Consider the following 18,177-nt stretch of genomic DNA (forward strand, 5'->3'; position numbering starts at 1 on the left):
GTAAATGGTGATCGCTGAAATCTGGCTAATTTTCGCTTAAATCTATGCTGCTTTCGCTTAATAATTTTTCTTCCTACTAAATCAGTAAACTTTTCGGCTAATCAGTAGTTTTCACATTACATATATTTCTCTTAAACTTGTCTTCTATGTTGTACGAACATACGAAAACTCTTTAAAGCACTCTACTGCCTTCGCAGGATCCACCGTATAGCCCAACTCGTTCATTGTTTCCCCAATCAATAGAATCGCTCTTTCAAGCATTTGTTCCGTTGTATTTCCCATATGGCCGATCCGGAATGCTTTTCCTGCTAAATGCGCTAGTGCTCCCGCGACAATGAGGCCTTTTTCTGCAAGAGCGGAACGGAAAGCAGGATCGTCCATTCCTTCCGGATAGAGGATACAGCTGAGTGTCGCAGCCGCGGCATCCTCATCAGCTAAAGCTTTCATCCCATATTCCGCGAGTGAGGCTCTTACGGCTTTGCCGAATGCTGAATGGCGTTTATATCTTTTTTCCATCCCTTCCTCCAATACCAATCTCATTCCTTCATCCAATGCATAAATGAGGTTTACTGGAGGAGTCGCAAAATATTTTTGAGGATCATTCATGATTGGAATCCAATTATGAATATCACAATAGTATGCCGGTACACGTTCCATTTGTTCCCGCGCAGCCAAGGCAGTTTTGTTAAAAGCCACAATAGCCAGACCTGGCGGCACGCCAATCGCTTTTTGGGAACCGGTTAGAATGATATCGATTTTATGGGTAGGATCACCATACGTTTTGCTCATATCTTCTTCCATAGCGGCGGTTGCACAGACGCCATCGACAATAGCGAGTGCCCCGTGCTTTTTAATGAGTGGGACAAGTACATCCAAATTGGCTGCTACGCCCGTTGAAGTATCTGCATGTGTAATAGTAACTGCTTTAAAGTTTCCATTTGCAAGTTTCTTTTCTACATCAACCGGATTAACCTGCTTACCCCATTCGGATTGGAGTACATCCACCTCAATGCCAAAAGCTTCCCCCAATTTAATGAAACGATCGCCGAAATAGCCGTGGCTGATTACTAAAAGCTTTTCCCCCGCTGCTACGGTATTCACAAGTGCCATTTCCATCGCCACAGTTCCAGAACCAGCTATAACAAACACTTCACCGTCTGTTTTCAGCATCATCTTTAATTTCTCGATTGCACTTCGATAAATAGCGGCAAACCTTGAGTCTGTATGACTACGGGTTTCCCCTGCTAGCGCATCATAAATGGAATCGACGACTGGTGTCGGACCAGGGATGAGCAGCATCTCTTCGTTTCTCATTTTCCATCCTCCCAAGTGACTTACTAAAATAAATGGAAAAATCCATTTCTTAACCTAACTATTTCTGGATGAATCATTAAAAATCCTTTTTTTCTCTATTAATATGAAAATATAGCATTTTTCCTACCGGAATATCATATAGGAAGCCAATGGTGCCGGCTGATTCACCTTTTAATTTTTCTATTTAAAGAGGGGCGTTCATTCTTTAACTCATAGTTGCCTTTTAGCTGCAGCAAGGCTGTCAACGAGGAATCATTAACACAAAAGTTTGTTCGGATGCTATAGAGATGAGAAAATTTCAAGGTTAATTTCGTGAAGATTCTCTATAATAAGAAGAAGCCATCCAAAATAGCCCCACCTATCAGCGAATGGTTATGGTACTTAACTGTTTGACAGATGTTATTTGAACTGATATATTTATTTCGAATTAAAGATGTTTTAAAATGAGATATAAGAGCTGATATAACATACACCAAACTACACAGAATCTCTCTTGGAGGTAATAATAAATGAACGGATTAAAAGGGATCCATCACGTAACAGCCATTACAAGCAGTGCAGAAAAGAACTATGAATTTTTCACATATGTTTTGGGGATGCGTTTAGTGAAGAAAACCGTTAACCAGGATGATATCCAGACCTACCACTTGTTTTTTGCAGATGATACGGGCAGCCCGGGTACAGATATGACGTTTTTCGACTTCCCAGGTATCCCGAAAGGTGTTCATGGCACTAACGAGATTTCAAAAACATCATTCCGTGTACCAAGCGACGCAGCATTAAAATATTGGGTAAAGCGTTTTGATCGTTTGGAAGTAAAGCATACAGGCATTAAAGAACAATTTGGCGTAAAGACACTTTCCTTTGTAGATTTTGATGACCAGCAATACCAATTGATTTCGGACGAAAATAATAAGGGTGTTGTTCCAGGGACACCATGGCAAAAGGGGCCGATCCCTCTTGAATATGCCATAACTGGTTTAGGGCCGATCTTTGTACGTGTCGCTAATTTTGATTATTTTAAAGAAATGATGGAAAAGGTTCTACTCTTTAAGGAAATCGCCCAAGAAGGTTCCTTCCACTTATTTGAAGTTGGAGAAGGAGGAAATGGCGCACAGGTAATTGTTGAATACAACACAATTCTCCCAGAGGCGAGGCAAGGCTTTGGCACTGTTCACCATGCGGCATTCCGTGTTGAGAACCGTGATGTATTGGACGAGTGGACCAATCGGATGGGAAGCTTCGGATTCCAAACGTCCGGTTTCGTTGATCGCTACTTTTTCGGGTCATTGTATGCTAGAGTGGCACCGCAAATTTTATTCGAATTCGCGACGGACGGTCCGGGATTTATGGGGGATGAACCGTATGAAACACTTGGGGAAAAACTATCTTTGCCTCCATTTTTGGAACCGAAGCGGGAACAAATCGAAAAAATGGTTCGGCCTATTGATACTGTAAGAAGCACGAAAGAATTTGTTAAAGAATAATGTAAGGGAAAGCTCATCTCACATTAAGATGAGCTTTTTTATTTTAGGAAGCTGTCTTTTTTTGGGTAAAGAAAGATTCAATTAACTTTTCCAGGTTTTGAATGTCGTCATGCCAGGCTTTGTTCTCCTTCAAAGATAAAAGGGCGCTTTCCACAAGAAATCTCCTTGGTTCTTTTGAAGTCAAAAGTTCATCTTGAATAAAGTCCAACAAATCTAAATATTTCGACTGTTCATTATGATGTTTTGCTTCTTGTTTTAATGTTAATACACTTTGATAGAGCTTCTTTTGAAAAGTCGGGTCAGAATTTTCGCTGTCGGAAAGCCAATGATTTAACAGTTCGGGCTGAATTAATTGCTGGCCCGCTTCCGAAACGTCCTTAACTATCTTCACAAGCCGTTCCACACTATAACGGACCACCTGATGGAGGCTGTTATTTGGGGGTTGCAATATGGCCTGGTATTTAAGGCTGTGGTGTAATATTCCAATAAACATAATGGCACAATCCAACAAATAAGGTTTTTTCTCTTCGCCAAAGATTTCTATAAACCGCTGGAATAACCAGCGTAATACTCGTACCTGGCCTTGTTTGATAAATTGTTTAAGGTCTGGATCATTTAAAATAAGGAGCTCTTCAAAAAGGGTAATTAATTTATTCGCTCTATTAGTATTTAAGTGTAATTCAATTTGTTTAATAAATATTTCTATGTTGGAAGGATCTTGTCCAACAAGCAGTTCACTGCGATCCTGTTCCAGCTTATTGTAAATTGTTTTAAGAAGGGTGATTAACAATTCATTTTTCGAGGAAAAATAATTGTAAAAAGTTCCTTTGGATATACCGCTATATTCCAATATATCCTGAATGGACGTGTGTTGAAAACCCTTGTCTGTAAATAATTGGTGGGCCATCTTGATAACATGCTGCTTCCTATCGTTCATTTGATCACCTTTTTTAGTTGTTATACTGCCTGTATAAAACCCATAGTACATGATTTATTTCTTTTTAACAAATCCAGTAATATCAAGCCTTTTTTACTTTACAATATTTGAACCGATGGTATATGATATGTGTTGGATGAAACTGGAGTCCAATATATTGAACTAAAAGTATACAGGGGGTACAAATGGACCATTCAAATAAAGAAACTAATCGTCCACCATATGGAATTCTTGCTGTCCTGATGATCGGTGCGTTTATTGCTTTCTTAAATAATACGTTATTAAATATCGCATTGCCTTCCATAATGAAGGAATTGGATATAGGCCCATCCACCGTACAGTGGCTTACGACAGGATTTATGCTGGTTAATGGAATCTTGATTCCAACCACAGCGTTTTTAATTCAAAAATACTCTGTAAGACGTTTATTTCTCGTAGCCATGGGATTATTTACTGTCGGTACCATCATTGCTGGAATTGCCCATACGTTTCCCATTTTATTGACGGGCCGTATGGTTCAGGCATCCGGTACGGCAATCATGATGCCTCTATTAATGAACGTTATGTTGGTGAGTTTCCCGATTGAAAAGCGCGGAACCGCAATGGGAATCTTCGGATTGATATTAATGTCTGCACCGGCAATTGGCCCAACCTTATCTGGTTGGATTGTAGAACATTATGACTGGAGAATGCTTTTCCATTTTGTAACGCCAATTGCAGCACTTATTCTTTTGAGTGGCTTTTTCCTGCTTAAGGATAAAAAGGGAAGAGTGGATATCCATCTTGAAAAATTTTCACTTTTGTTATCCAGCGTGGGTTTTGGCGGTTTACTATATGGGTTTAGTTCTGCCGGTAATAGAGGATGGGATAGCCCGCACGTATATCTGGCAATTATTGCAGGTGTCATTGGTTTGGTATGGTTTATCTTGCGCCAATTAAAGCAGGAAAGTCCTATGCTAAACTTCAGGATCTTTAAATATCCTATGTTTTCTTTGTCGTCCGCTATAACAATGGTCTTAAATATGGCGATGTTTTCCGGAATGTTATTGCTCCCGATCTATGTTCAAACAATCCGTGGGATTTCCCCGTTTGATGCGGGATTGATGCTATTACCAGGGGCTATTTTAATGTCTCTTATGTCTCCTATTACAGGGCGATTATTTGATAAATTTGGGGGACGGGTGTTAGCCATCATTGGATTAGGGATTACAACGGTAACTACCTATTATTTCAGCACACTGACACTCGATACTACCTATACTTATTTAATGGTCTTACACGCTATACGGATGTTAGGTATATCGATGGTGATGATGCCTGTTTCTACGAATGGTTTAAACCAGCTTCCGGCAAGGTTCTATCCACATGGAACGGCAATGAACAACACGTTGAATCAGGTATCCGGGGCCATTGGTACCGCGTTGCTTGTAACGGTTATGTCCAATAGGACAGAAACACATGCGGAAGAAATGGCTGCAGATGCTATGAAGAATGTGTCGGGCCAGCCTTCACCGGCTGCTGTAGCTGAAATGAAACAGCAAATTGCCATGAAAGCGATGCTGGAAGGAATTAATGATGCGTTCTTGGTAGCCGCCTTTATTGCTGCAGTCGCCTTTATTCTCACATTCTTTATTAAAAGGGCTAGACCAGCAGAAGATCCAATAGAGCAGCAACCTGCAGGCAGTAAAGCTTAACTGAGCAACTTGAAAATGGACACTCGATTTATTGAGTGTCTTTTTCCATGTAAGGAGGAGAAATGAATGAGGGAGAAGGATTATGATAAATTACTTAACATAAGAACAGAAGGAGTCCAACTAGGGTTTAATAAGTCGTTCCATTATCATCGCTATGAACCAACACCCTATAGTGCATTGGAAGTTTTATTTCGTGATTATGATTTAAAAAGCAGTGACCGTATCGTTGACTTTGGCTGCGGAAAAGGAAGGTTGCTTTTTTATATCAATTATTTGTGGAATGCCTATGTCACTGGAGTGGAAATGAACGAGGAACTATACACAGAAGCAATAAGAAACAGAGACAGTTTTTTAATGGAAAACAAAAAGGGCAAAGACAAGGTTCATTTTTATTATGGTTTAGCACAGGATTACCAGATTGATTCATTTGATAATCGGTTTTATTTTTTCAACCCTTTTTCGATTCAAGTGTTTATGAATATCGTAAACAATATCTTACGTTCAATGGAGAGGGCAGAACGTCAGGTGGATCTGGTTTTATATTATCCCTCAGAGGAATATATTTATTTTTTAGAAAATCAGACCGCTTTTGCATTGAAACAGGAAGTGAAGTTGAGGGGCAATTACGGACATAATGCGAATGATAGATTTTTAATTTATCGATTGGTATTGTAGCAAGGAGTAACTTCTTTTTCAACAAAGAAAGGTGTGACAGTGTATTGTGGCATATTTTTGGTAATATAAAAAGGGTTGACGAAAAAAAATTTATGGGGATAATATTTTTTGGCAGGAATCTTGTTGGAACACATACTTTATAAATTAGGATGACCAATATGTTGCATGAATTTACAATTTCTTTTTTACATAAGCACGTTGATGAAATGATTGAAAAGTTAAACCTTCACGGTTATTACAACTTATATTATGATCAGCCAATTGAGCAATTCACAGAGGAAAACGGATATGGTTTTCAAGAAGTTTTGGATGCTGATATTGATTTGAAAATTATTTTGGAAGAAACCGCTCAAAGCCCTGTGAATGTTGAACAAGCAAGAGAACAGATTGCATCTGTTTTAAATGTTGATAGGGAAACGATTCATTACGAGCCCATAGAAATTCAAGATTGGCAGCAACCCTTCCCGATTATCGATCTTCAAAACGGGTGGAAAATTAGGCCAACTCATTCGGAAGAAGAAGTTGGAGGGCGTGTTATCCATTTTGAACCGCCACGGGCATTCGGCTCTGGATTACATGAAACGACACAAGACTGCCTGCGTTTCATTTTACGAGAAGATTTACGCGGGAAGACAGTATTGGATGTTGGCTCAGGGGCAGGTTTGCTGAGCATTTCAGCGTCGCTAGCCGGCGCGGAAAAAGTAGTGGCTATAGACATGGAGGATGTAGAAGCCGAAGTGCTATACAATGCCGGTTTAAATGGAGTCGAAAAGCGTATTTCTATTCAACAAGTTGATGTGCTAGATCCAACAATTAAAGTGGACGGGCTTTTTGACTGGATTTGTGTAAATATCGCTGCAAAAGAGATCAAGGAATTATACCCTTTCTTAGACTCCCATCTCGTGTCAAATGGGCATCTGCTTTTATCGGGCATGTTGGATTGGAATTTCAAAGATGCTTTAGATTTATATAAAAATTATCATGTTGATCAAATCTCATATTCTGATGAGTGGGTTACGGCACTATTAAGGAAGAAATAGGTATACATGTAACCCTTTATGAAAAATCAAACCAAATTACGTTAAAAACAGGAATAGTTTAGTCTCCATTAAGCAAAACTTGTGTTTATGGCGGGTTTTTTGGGGGATGTCGAGGAGGCAAGGCACCTGTTTAAAGGAGGAAGTAGTGTGAAGAAGGTAACGCCATTCTTAATGTTCGAGGGAAATGCCGAAGAAGCGATGAAATATTATACGTCTTTGATCGAGGATTCAGAAATAACTAGTATCACGCGTTATGGAGCAAATGAAGTTGGTCAAGAGGGAAGTGTAAAGCAAGCAACCTTCTCATTGAAGGGGCAAGAATTCATGTGCATTGATAGTAATATAAAGCATGATTTTTCCTTTACACCTTCGTTTTCTCTGTTTATTACATGTGACTCCGAACAAGAAATTGATGGGCTTTACGATCAATTAACTGTTAGCGGTAGTGTTCTCATGCCGATGGATCATTATCCCTTTAGTAAGAAATTTGGTTGGATTGTCGATAAGTTTGGTGTTTCCTGGCAGCTAAATCTGCCAAACTGAAATAGAAAGACAAAATCGCTTTAAAACGAATGTGGCTAGAAAGTACATAAGGTTGTTAATGAAGAGAGTCTTTCTTGTAATGGTAAAGAGTTCTGTACTTGTGGGAGGTACGGATTTAATTAAAGAGCTGCAGAGCATTACTATTCAATAGTACCGCTTGATAAACCTCCTGATGTAGCTTTTCATTAGCACACGTTTGCTATCATCAGGTGTACACTTTCGTAAATCCTCTGCCTATATTATATGTACCACCTATTGAGATAAAGAATTTGATATTCTAATAGAGAGCGAATAAAAAACCAGTAATGACGGCCAGCCCATCTAAATAATTGAATAAATAAGCTTTTATCAGGATATAGTCTAATGGTTTATATCCATCTATTAGTATATTTCAGAAATCTTATAATATTTAAAAATTATACTAGACTAAATTTAAAAACTGTACTAAAATACTATTTATTATCCAGAGATTTTACACCTGTCTTTATCAGAAAAATCAGACATAAGGGAGAGTCATTTTATGAAGAAGAAATTTTCTAAGGTTCTTTTAGCTTCTACACTAATGGCCGGAATTTTAGCTGGCTGTTCCGGGGCTAAAGAAAGCTCAGGGGGAAGCGGCGGCGATACAATTAAAATCGGGGCCAACCTGGAATTATCGGGCCAAGTTGCTTCTTATGGAGAGTCAATCGCTCAGGGCTTGGATATTGCTGTTGAGGAAATTAATAAAGATGGCGGTATAGATGGCAAAAAGATAGAAGTAGTTAAAGCGGACAATAAATCAGAAGCTGCAGAGGCTACAAATGCAGCAATTAAGCTAACGAGCCAGGATAAAGTAACAGCCATTATCGGTGCTGCGACGAGTGGAAACACCCTTGCACAGGCGCAGATTGCCAAAGATAATAGCACAATCTTATTATCTCCATCTGGTACAGCTCCAAATGTTACGGTTGGTACAGATGGAAAAGTGAACGAATTTGTATTCCGTACTTCCTTCATTGATCCCTTCCAAGGAACGGTAGCCGGAAATTTTGCTGCAAAAGAATTAAAAGTGAAAACTGCGGCTATTTTCGCTGACAAATCAAGTGACTATGCGAAAGGTCTGGCAGCTTCTTTTAAAGAAACTTTCGAGGCAGCAGGCGGGAAAGTAGTAGCGGAAGAGGCTTATATGGCGAAGGATACAGACTTCCGTTCTACATTAACTAGAATTAAAGGCGAAAAGCCGGAATTCGTGTTTATTCCTGGTTACTATGAAGAAGTAGGATTAATCATTAAGCAGGCACGTGAATTGGATATCTCCGTTCCTTTCATGGGCGCTGACGGCTGGGATTCTCCAAAGCTAGTGGAATTAGCCGGTGCCGATGCATTGAATAACACTTATATCACAAACCATTACTCTTCTGAAGATCCAGATGAAAAGATTCAGAAATTCGTAGAAAGTTACAAGAAGAAATTTGACGGAGCTTCACCTAACGCATTCAATGCCCTTGGCTATGACTCTGTTTATCTTTTAGCGGATGCCATCAAGCGCGCTGGCAGCACTGATGCAAGCAAAATTAAAGACGCTCTTGAACAAACGAAAGATTTATCTCTAGTATCCGGGGTAGTTACTATTGACGAAAACCATAACCCTATTAAATCAGCAACCGTATTGGAATATAAAGATGGAAAACAAGTCTTCAACACGAAAGTAAATCCATAATATTTTAAAATAAACTGGGACACATGATCCCAGTTTATTTTTTATTATTCTTGAATTGGCAGGATTTATACAAATATGAACAAATCAACTGAAGTAAGCGCGAATATCAACCGTCCCGGAGTATATCAGAACATCGCTAAGTGATATAACCATTGCCACCTATATCAGCCGAAATAGTTTTGTTCTAAAGTGTTTCAATTAAAATACTACCGATATAAATCTCTATCGAAATATTCACGATTCGTGTTGTCAAAAATCCCCTCATTCAATATCGTAGCATTTTGGTCATCAAGTATGACCGGGCCACGGCCTCCTGAACCAATATCAGGGTTTTGGTGACGGTTGGTTGACAAACTTTCAACATTTACTGCTCTATCTTCTGGGGATTCTGCTTTGTTCTTGCGTTTCAAATATTTCCGCCGTCTGGCTGCCATCAATTTCACTTCCTTCCATAAGATGCTCCTATTAATTTTTCCTCATCGCTAGAAAAAATAACCTCCTGCTTGAGATACCTAACTTCCTTTTCTACTTCCATTTTGACAAAAATTTGGGAGTGATATACACCCTAGTAGTTCATACTAAGGGGTAGTCATTGTGGAGAAAGGAGATAAGGGAAAAAGGTCAAGACCGGGATTTCCAAGGAAAAGCTTAAAATTCTTACGTTTACTTAGTATATGGCGCCTCATTGCTGCCATGAGTTTTTAACCCAACTATAGGCTGTCATTAGTAAGAGGATAAAATGTAATCAGGGTAAGCCTTAAGGTATTAGGATAAAAAACCAAAAAATACCAAATGTTTCACATGAAACGCTTATTCATAGGAGGTATTCGTAAAAATGAACATCATACATATGTATTACCTGTCATCGGCACTAGGAGTCGCTGTGATTGCAGCGAGCTGCGTGATGCTTTATTTTACAGACGGGAAAAGGCAAAAACTCAAAGATAAAAATTAGAAAATATCTTCGATTTTTCATTTTGACAAAGAGTGAGACGGAGGCCACAGGTTAACGGCTTTCGTTTTTAGAGTGAAAAGAAAATATACAATATAATTCGGCTGGCTCAGGTTGAGTGGGTTCATATCCTCTTAAGAGCCAGCTGTTTTTGTGAAGTGATTACAAGATAAATGAAAAGCATGGCTTTACTTACTTCTGTGAACACCCTTCATGTAGCTATTTGGTTCGCCTCGCCTTCAGTGGTTTTTTTGCATGTAACGTAAAGCTTAACTTCATTGTTTTCTAATGGTTTAAGTGGGGATAGATCCTAGGCAAATTATGTATTGGACTTCGGATATTTTAAGTTTCGTTTAAATATAAGCCTCAAGTCTTAGAATGCTATACTTTTATGGTTCTATAGAAAAAATCGCTATTTTAGTGTATTGTAAAAGAGAAGATAAAAAATGACATTTTTATATTTTTTCTTTGCAATTTGAAACCTATTTTCCCTTTAAAACGTATTCATTAACAAGAATCATGACAGGAGTCGATATACAAATGAACCCATTTATCGCGTATTTTATTGGAGTGTTGTTTGCAGTCCCGGCAGCCGTCATTGTTTGGTTGGTAAGTGTTTTTGCTTTCGGCCAGTCGTTTTTGTCTTCTGGAGCCTTTTCGCTGGTTGGGGGGATCCTCCTGTTTTTCCTGGTACCTTCCTATCTCAAGTACCGTATGTTGAAGAAGCATGGTTTGACGAGAAAGGAATACCATTATATCAGTCAAAATCTACGGGAAGCAAAGCTTAAAATTTCCCGGTTGAACAAAGCGCTGTTTTCTGTTCGGCAAATTGCTTCTCTTAAGCAAAATATTGAATTAATGCGGGTCATAAGGAAAATACACAGCTTGACCAAAAAGGAACCGAAACGTTTCTACAAAGCGGAACGCTTTTATTTTTCACATTTGGATTCGGTAGTCGAGCTGACGGAAAAATATGTTTTCCTTTCCTCGCAGCCTAAGAAGAGTCCGGAGCTTGAGCAATCCTTGAAGGAAACCCGTAGGATGATCGAGGAAATGAATCGCTCCATAGAGCAGGACCTGTACCATGTGCTTTCTGATGACATAGATGATCTGCATTATGAAATAGATGTGGCCAAGCATTCGATCAATACTATCATAGATTCACCATTTCAAGAAGAAAGCAGGAGTCTAAGATGAATGAGACCAATCCATCCCTGTTGAATAATACCGCCAGTACGAATTTAATGGATGACTTGCTTTCCGATCCATTTGGGGAAAGCCATACCGCACCTAATCTTGAAATTCAGGAAGAGAAGCCTGTACGGCTGATTGATGTGATCCCTGAGGAAAACAGGGCAAAAGCCTATGACCTTGCACAGCAGATTGATCCGAAAAACCACCAAGCGATGATTTCTTACGGAACCCCTGCACAATCAAAGCTTTTGTCGTTTTCCAACACTATGCTTGAGCATGTTCAAAAGAAGGATATAGGCCAGGTTGGTGAAATTATCAATGACTTGATGCGGAAGCTGAACGAAGTAAACCCGGATGAGCTAAAGCCGGACAAGCCAGGTTTTTTTGGCCGCATGTTCGGTAAACTGTCAGGCTCGATCCAAGAAACCCTCTCCAAATACCAGAAAACGGGCGCACAGATTGACAGAATCAGTGTAAAGCTCGATAACAGCAAAAATGTCCTGCTTTCTGATATCGCCATGCTAGAAAAACTGTATGAAAGCAATAAAGAATACTTTCAGGCGTTAAATGTGTATATCGCTGCGGGCGAGTTAAAACTAGAGGAATTGAATATAAAGACGATTCCGGAGCTTAAGAAAGCAGCAGAAGCAACAAATGACCAAATGAAGTTCCAGGAAGTAAGCGATATGGTCCAGTTTGCGGACAGGCTGGATAAACGCATTCATGATTTAAAATTAAGCCGGGAGATCACAATCCAAAGTGCCCCGCAAATCCGCTTAATCCAAAATACAAACCAGGCGCTTGTCGAAAAGATCCAATCATCGATCATGACAGCGATCCCTCTATGGAAGAACCAGGTTGCGATTGCCCTGACTCTGATCAGGCAGCGCCATGCCGTAGAAGCACAAAAGCAGGTTTCGAAGACAACGAATGAGCTTTTGCTGAAGAACGCGGAAATGCTTAAGACCAATACCATAGAAACGGCAAGGGAAAATGAACGCGGCTTGATCGATATCGAAACGTTGAAAAAAACCCAGGAAAACTTGCTGTCCACGCTTGAAGAAACAATGCGTATCCAGGAAGAAGGCCGAAACAAACGACGCCAGGCAGAGCATGAGCTGGCTTCTATGGAAAATAGTTTAAGGCAAAAGCTTTTAGAAATAAAAGGCGGCTAAATTGCTGTAAAATTTTATAAGAATTTAGAAGCCTCTGGCTAATCAGCCAAGGCTTTTTTTCATGCTTGATAAATGAGAGAAAAGTTTGAAAATTATGTGGATGTTTGTTAATGTAAAGCCATGAAGGATTAACTGCGCTAAAATACATAGTGTGAAGGGTTGGCTTCTTCCCTGGAAGGGTAGGTTTATGGATCAGATTCCTTTTAAATCATTGTTAAAAGAAAGGTTTTCCCGATTATCAGCAGGCCAACAGAAAGTGGCTTCTTATCTGATTGAACATCCGGATGAAGCAGCATTTAAGGCTGCGTTTCAAATTGGACGCAAAGCTGAGGTAAGTGAAACTACGGTCATCCGTTTTGCTTACGCGTTGGGCTTCGAGGGCTTTAGCGAAATGCAGGAAAGTATCCGAAAACAGCTCATTCAGAAGAGTCAAAGGGATCATTCCAGAGAGCGCAGCGTGGGAGTGCATCAGAAAGAGAATCCATTTGCTAAAGTGATAGAGAATCAGATTCACATATTAAATAATTTATTAGGCCAAACAAACGTGGAAGACATTTGGAAAACTGTTGATGCCTTGATAGAAGCAGACCAAATCTTGATTGCCGGGCAACGAATCTCCTATACGGCAGCTTACTGGTTTTCTTATACGCTCAGCTCAATAAGGGAACATGTTAGTCTATGTTCCCCCTCGGGAGATTTTCTTGAAAAGGCTTGTAATCTTACGAAAAAGTCCGCCATTGTTGTCTTCTCCTTTCCGCGATATGCAAATGAAACAATCAAAATGGCGGAGTTCGCGAAGGAGCAGGGGATTCGTTTGATTGCAGTGACTGACCGGCTGCTCTCTCCTGTCGGGCGAATCTCCGATATTGTTCTGACAACGGAGGAAAACGTGGAAACTGGGACCAATTCAATCGCATCCGTGATTAGCTTACTGGACTTAGTCATCGCAGGCATCCACGAAAAAGATCATAAACGGATACATAGGCACCAGCAAAGGCTAGAAAAGCTGTATTCAAGCTATGAAGTTTTTAAAGAATAACAACTGATTTTGCTTATATATGTAATTTCTTACGTAATCATTCATTTGGTTGTGAAAATAACCTGTGTGCACTTATTAATTAATTATAGCTTAATCAAAGGTTTATCCTTCGGTTAAGTACTGAGAGGTGTTTTGATCATTGAATCCAATTGAATTTATTGAACAGAAAAAAGATAGACTGATAAATACATATCATGACCTTCACTCCTTGGCTGAGCCAAGCTGGGAGGAGAAAAAAACATCTCTTTATATACGGGAACGCCTAACAGAGGCTGGATTAACCGTAAAAAATTTCAGCTCCCATTACGGAATTGTAGCCGAAATTCCTGGACAGTCCGAAAAAGTTGTCGCGCTAAGGGCTGATATGGATGCCCTTTTACAGGAAGTGGATGGAGAAGTGAAGCCCAACCATTCATGCGGGCATGACGGCCATAGCACAATGGTTTTATTTGCAGCCTTGGCCATTGCCCAGAGCGGCATCCAGCCGAAACATACCTTGCGTTTTATATTTCAACCGGCAGAAGAAAAGGGGGAGGGTGCGCTACGGATGATGGAAGAAGGGGCACTGGAGGATGTAACGCATTTGTTTGGCTTACATGTGAGACCAAGTATGGAGGTCCCATATGGAAAAGCTTCACCAGTTATTATCCATGGTGCATCCGCCACTATAAAAGGAACTATTAAAGGGCTTCAGGCTCACGCTTCTCGCCCTGAAGACGGGATAAATGCTATCGAAGCGGCAGCTTTGATTGTTCGAAAATTGAAGGAATACAAGCTGGAAACTGAAATTCCATACTCAATTAAGATGACCCAGCTGCAAACAGATAATGAGGCTTCAAACGTGATTCCTGAAACCTGTACGTTCACAATTGATGCCAGGGCCCAGACAAATGAAGTAATGACTGAACTCAAGTTGGTTGTAAAGAGAATCATGAAAAAATCAATGGAAGAATCAGGTTCAACCATTTCCTGGAAGGTTGAAGGATTTGTACCGGCAGCGATCCAGAATGAAAAGGCAATAAAGATTGCCGAGACTGCAATAGCTGCAGAACTTGGAGCGGATAATGTTGCGCCGGACTGTGTCTCGCGGGGCGGGGAGGATTTTCATTTTTACACAGTGAAAAATCCCGGGATAACAGCAACTATGGTAGGGTTAGGCTGTGGCCTGGAGCCGGGCCTGCATCACCCTAAAATGACGTTCAATTTGGAGGCACTAGTTTATGGAGCAAAAATCTTAACACGGACAATACTGCTTGCTTCAGAACAATAAAACAGCCCAAACTGTAGCTTTAACAAGGTATTTATATGTAAAATTTTTTATCACATCCTATATAAATGACCATGCATTGCGTAAACTGGACCACAAGTGCAAAACGAGGGATCTGTCGATCAATACGTGGTCTGTTCATTTCTCAGACAAATTTCTCCGCATTTATGGGGGCGGAGTTCGACTGGCATTTAAACCATAATGTCACCGTAGGGCTTTCCTTCTTTTTGCTGGTGATCTTTGGGCTATATAATTATTAGGGCACCAAATTGATATCATTAAAAAAAGAGGCTAATTTCAGTCAGGAAAAAGACCTACAGGAGGGAGGCCATCTTGAAAAAAGACGAGATTGAAATCCGTTCCCTTCAACGGATTGAGGACCTTAATAAAGTTAGAAAGCTTGAAGGGGAAATCTGGGGTTCAGAGGACTCCATCCCGACCCATCAAACCATCACCGCAGTGAAAAATGGCGGATTGGTTTTAGGGGCTTATCTTGACGGACAGTTGGTAGGTTTTCAATACAGCTTTGCTGGTTTTAACGGTAAAATGCCATATCTGTGTTCACATATTTTGGGGACTGCCCCCAAGTTCCGAAATAAAAAAATTGGGGAGAAATTAAAGTGGGCCCAGCGTGCGGAAGCGCTACAGCTTGGGTATTCCCTAATTACCTGGACATACGATCCTTTGGAGAGCATTAATGGTTATTTGAATATTGCCAAGCTTGGTAGTGTGTGCTCCACATATATCCCAAATTGTTACGGGGAAATGGAAGATCTGCTAAACAGCGGGCTTCCTTCCGACCGGTTCCTCGTGGAGTGGCATATTGAAAAGGAAAAATCTGCTACACTAAAGGATGCGGATTTCAGTTTGGATACCATGCTTCACAACTCCTTAATCCAATGGCAAAGAAATGAAAAAGACTTACCGGTTCCTTCCGGTATACTCCCTTTACCGCAGCACGACATTGCCTTTGTGGCAGTACCAAAGGATTTCCGGAATATAAGGGAGATAAATATGGAAGCTGCGATGGATTGGAGGATGAAATCCAGAGAGGTTTTTGTAAATCTTTTTGAGCAAGGATGGCAAGTTACCGGTTTTCATAAGAATTCCATTGCTGAACTGCCTGTACAGTTCTATATACTCTCCAAGAAGAATGAACGTCTTTTAAAAGAAAGGTGTGTTCATGGTGAAAATTAAACAAGTTGTTTTGCGGCAGCTTAAAATGGAGCTGCTTTATCCCTTTGTCACCAGCTTTGGAACCGAATACGACAGGGATTTTATTCTGGTCGAAGCGATAAGCGATGACGGAATTTCCGGTTGGGCAGAATGCGTGGCAATGGTAGACCCATTTTATAATGAAGAGACGGTTAAGACATGCTGGCATATTCTTGAGGATCATTTAATTCCAATTATTTTGCAGAATGAAATCGAACATCCTGACGAAGTGTCTGAAAAACTGTTCAGCCATATCCGTGGCAATTATATGGCTAAATCCGCGCTTGAAGGTGCCATTTGGGATTTATATGCAAAAAAGCAAAATACATCTCTCGCCAGCTTGCTTGGCGGGACAAAAAAGAAAATTGATGTGGGGGTAAGCATTGGGATCAAAGATTCGATGGATTCGACCATAGAAGTGATTGCATCCCGGCTCGCAGAAGGGTATAAACGATTTAAACTAAAAATTAAACCGGGCTGGGATATTGAGTTGATCGACAAGGTCCGTAAAGCATATCCGGACATCCCTCTAATGGCAGATGCCAATTCCGCCTACACGTTACGGGACATTGACCGGTTAAAGGCACTAGATGATTATAACCTAATGATGATTGAGCAGCCGCTTGCCTATCATGATATCATCGACCACGCCGAATTGCAGTCGCGGCTAAGGACACCGATTTGTCTGGACGAGAGCATACATTCATTTGAGGATGCGCGGAAAGCAATAAAATTAGGAAGCTGTAAAATCATTAACATCAAGATTGGCCGGGTTGGTGGCTTGACCGAAGCAAGCAAAATCCATGATTTAAGCCAGGAGCATGGAATTCCGCTATGGTGCGGGGGCATGCTCGAATCTGGAATTGGAAGGGCACATAATATTGCGATCACCTCTCTTCCGAACTTCACCTTGCCTGGTGACACTGCAGCGTCATCCCTTTATTGGGCAGAAGATATCATTGAACCGGAAGTCACAGTGGAAAATGGAACAATCACTGTTCCGGATGCACCAGGAATCGGATATGAACCAAACCTAGAAAAGATAGAAAAATACATGACCCACAGCAAGACATACTAATATAGGGGGTCAGTCCCCCGCTCTATTACCGCATTAAAGCGGTGGGGGACTGACCCCGTAGTGTCATGTTAGGAATGTATTCATATAATATTCCATATATATACCGGTTTTTAAGGAGAGAAAAGGTTTTGTCTTCTTCATTATGTAAACCTAAATTGTATTTGGCGGAATTGGCGAATAAGCAAAAATCCAATCAAAGCATTTATTTTTCAAATAAAGTGATCGAGTTAAGAAATGAGGTCCATGCCCAAAAAAAGACCATCCAACGATTAAAAAGACAACTGGCTAGAAATGAATCCCTTCAATATAAGCTGGTTGAGCACCTTTTCAAAAACCACGAGAAACAGCATCCAATTGCTTCACTGTTATCTTTGTTGCCTGGAAATTACCCTGTGGGCAGTATTTTTATTAACGGAAGGCAACACAGAGTGAAGAAATTTTTAAACCTCAACTTTAAGGATAACATTGCGATGTTTCAAGATGATGAATCGGTGAAGGCATTCGACATCGAAAGTATTGATGGCATCATTTGGGCTCTAACTGGTAAGTGAGTGATTCACCCAAAAAGGCATTAGTCTTTATGGCAGGCATGCTTAACCCACAAAGGCTAATACTCTTTTTGGTTTGGTTAAATGAACGTTCGTTTGCTCAGCCTACCTCAGTTTCTCCAAAACCGATACCATCAATCTTCGCTATGTCTATGACCACCGCCTGGCCTTCTTCATCCATGAAATAAGCAAGGCCCGTTTCATGATTTTGGTTTAAAAAAGTGCTCACACGAACTGGAACCCCATTTAAGTACACTACACCTAAAGGATAGTTAACTGGTAGATTTTTTAAAAAATCCTTTTTGTGATCATGGCACATT

17 protein-coding genes are annotated in these 18,177 nt (G+C 40.4%); 13 read left to right on the forward strand and 4 right to left on the reverse strand.

Translation table 11 applies throughout. The features are described 5' to 3' along the window. Positions 1-144: 144 nt before the first annotated feature. Entirely contained in the window at positions 145-1,314 is a 1,170-nt protein-coding gene (locus CUU64_RS13835) for a pyridoxal-phosphate-dependent aminotransferase family protein (protein WP_101634202.1), read from the reverse strand. Positions 1,315-1,823: 509 nt separating this feature from the next. Here CUU64_RS13835 and CUU64_RS13840 point away from each other — a divergent pair. After that, the gene (locus CUU64_RS13840; protein WP_101634203.1) at positions 1,824-2,801 is read left to right on the forward strand and encodes a ring-cleaving dioxygenase; all 978 of its coding nucleotides are present in this window, start codon (positions 1,824-1,826) and stop codon (positions 2,799-2,801) included. 43 nt (positions 2,802-2,844) lie between these two features. Here the strand turns inward: CUU64_RS13840 and CUU64_RS13845 are convergent, their stop codons facing one another. Then, positions 2,845-3,738 (reverse strand): TetR/AcrR family transcriptional regulator, encoded by an 894-nt coding sequence (locus CUU64_RS13845; protein ID WP_101634290.1) that lies wholly within the window; start codon positions 3,736-3,738, stop codon positions 2,845-2,847. 185 nt (positions 3,739-3,923) lie between these two features. Between CUU64_RS13845 and CUU64_RS13850 the strand changes: the two genes are divergently transcribed. The 5 genes from CUU64_RS13850 to CUU64_RS13870 all read left to right on the forward strand — a co-directional run bounded on the left by CUU64_RS13850 (position 3,924) and on the right by CUU64_RS13870 (position 9,389). Continuing rightward, positions 3,924-5,432 (forward strand): DHA2 family efflux MFS transporter permease subunit, encoded by a 1,509-nt coding sequence (locus tag CUU64_RS13850; RefSeq protein ID WP_101634204.1) that lies wholly within the window; start codon positions 3,924-3,926, stop codon positions 5,430-5,432. Positions 5,433-5,498: 66 nt separating this feature from the next. Continuing rightward, on the forward strand, positions 5,499-6,107 hold the full coding sequence (locus CUU64_RS13855) for a methyltransferase domain-containing protein (RefSeq protein ID WP_101634205.1): 609 nt from the start codon (positions 5,499-5,501) through the stop codon (positions 6,105-6,107). A gap of 158 nt (positions 6,108-6,265) precedes the next feature. Beyond that, on the forward strand, positions 6,266-7,147 hold the full coding sequence (locus tag CUU64_RS13860) for a 50S ribosomal protein L11 methyltransferase (protein ID WP_180954604.1): 882 nt from the start codon (positions 6,266-6,268) through the stop codon (positions 7,145-7,147). A 147-nt stretch (positions 7,148-7,294) separates the two neighbouring features. Next, positions 7,295-7,690 (forward strand): VOC family protein, encoded by a 396-nt coding sequence (locus tag CUU64_RS13865; RefSeq protein WP_101634207.1) that lies wholly within the window; start codon positions 7,295-7,297, stop codon positions 7,688-7,690. A gap of 520 nt (positions 7,691-8,210) precedes the next feature. Next, a complete protein-coding gene (locus CUU64_RS13870; protein ID WP_101634208.1) occupies positions 8,211-9,389 on the forward strand; it encodes an ABC transporter substrate-binding protein in 1,179 nt (392 codons plus the stop codon). Between the two features lie 206 nt (positions 9,390-9,595). Here CUU64_RS13870 and CUU64_RS13875 read toward each other — a convergent pair whose 3' ends face one another. Then, a complete protein-coding gene (locus CUU64_RS13875; protein WP_101634209.1) occupies positions 9,596-9,823 on the reverse strand; it encodes a hypothetical protein in 228 nt (75 codons plus the stop codon). Between the two features lie 1,058 nt (positions 9,824-10,881). Between CUU64_RS13875 and CUU64_RS13880 the strand changes: the two genes are divergently transcribed. The 7 genes from CUU64_RS13880 (at position 10,882) to CUU64_RS13910 (ending at position 17,860) form a co-directional block, all read left to right on the forward strand. Next, complete coding sequence (locus CUU64_RS13880; protein ID WP_101634210.1) at positions 10,882-11,538, forward strand: 5-bromo-4-chloroindolyl phosphate hydrolysis family protein; 657 nt, start codon at positions 10,882-10,884, stop codon at positions 11,536-11,538. Next, the gene (locus CUU64_RS13885) at positions 11,508-12,710 is read left to right on the forward strand and encodes a toxic anion resistance protein (protein WP_374702723.1); all 1,203 of its coding nucleotides are present in this window, start codon (positions 11,508-11,510) and stop codon (positions 12,708-12,710) included. The genes CUU64_RS13880 and CUU64_RS13885 overlap by 31 nt, the downstream gene beginning before the upstream one ends. 187 nt (positions 12,711-12,897) lie before the next feature. Then, positions 12,898-13,749, forward strand: a complete 852-nt coding sequence (locus CUU64_RS13890; protein ID WP_101634212.1) for a MurR/RpiR family transcriptional regulator — start codon at positions 12,898-12,900, stop codon at positions 13,747-13,749. 139 nt (positions 13,750-13,888) lie between these two features. Beyond that, entirely contained in the window at positions 13,889-15,019 is a 1,131-nt protein-coding gene (locus tag CUU64_RS13895) for an amidohydrolase (protein WP_101634213.1), read from the forward strand. 330 nt (positions 15,020-15,349) lie between these two features. Beyond that, positions 15,350-16,213 carry a GNAT family N-acetyltransferase gene (locus tag CUU64_RS13900; RefSeq protein WP_101634214.1) on the forward strand — a complete coding sequence of 288 codons (864 nt, stop codon included), beginning with the start codon at positions 15,350-15,352 and terminating at the stop codon, positions 16,211-16,213. After that, positions 16,203-17,309, forward strand: coding sequence for an o-succinylbenzoate synthase (gene menC, locus CUU64_RS13905; protein WP_101634215.1), 1,107 nt, complete (start codon positions 16,203-16,205; stop codon positions 17,307-17,309). Before CUU64_RS13900 ends, menC begins: the two co-directional genes overlap by 11 nt. Before the next feature lie 128 nt (positions 17,310-17,437). Then, positions 17,438-17,860 (forward strand): hypothetical protein, encoded by a 423-nt coding sequence (locus CUU64_RS13910; protein WP_101634216.1) that lies wholly within the window; start codon positions 17,438-17,440, stop codon positions 17,858-17,860. 97 nt (positions 17,861-17,957) lie between these two features. On the opposite strand, the gene CUU64_RS13915 is transcribed toward CUU64_RS13910, so the two are convergent. Further along, positions 17,958-18,176 (reverse strand): hypothetical protein, encoded by a 219-nt coding sequence (locus CUU64_RS13915; RefSeq protein ID WP_101634217.1) that lies wholly within the window; start codon positions 18,174-18,176, stop codon positions 17,958-17,960. Position 18,177 lies beyond the last annotated feature (1 nt).

This window comes from Bacillus sp. V5-8f (assembly GCF_002863565.1).
Classification (GTDB): Bacteria; Bacillota; Bacilli; order Bacillales; family DSM-1321; genus Peribacillus.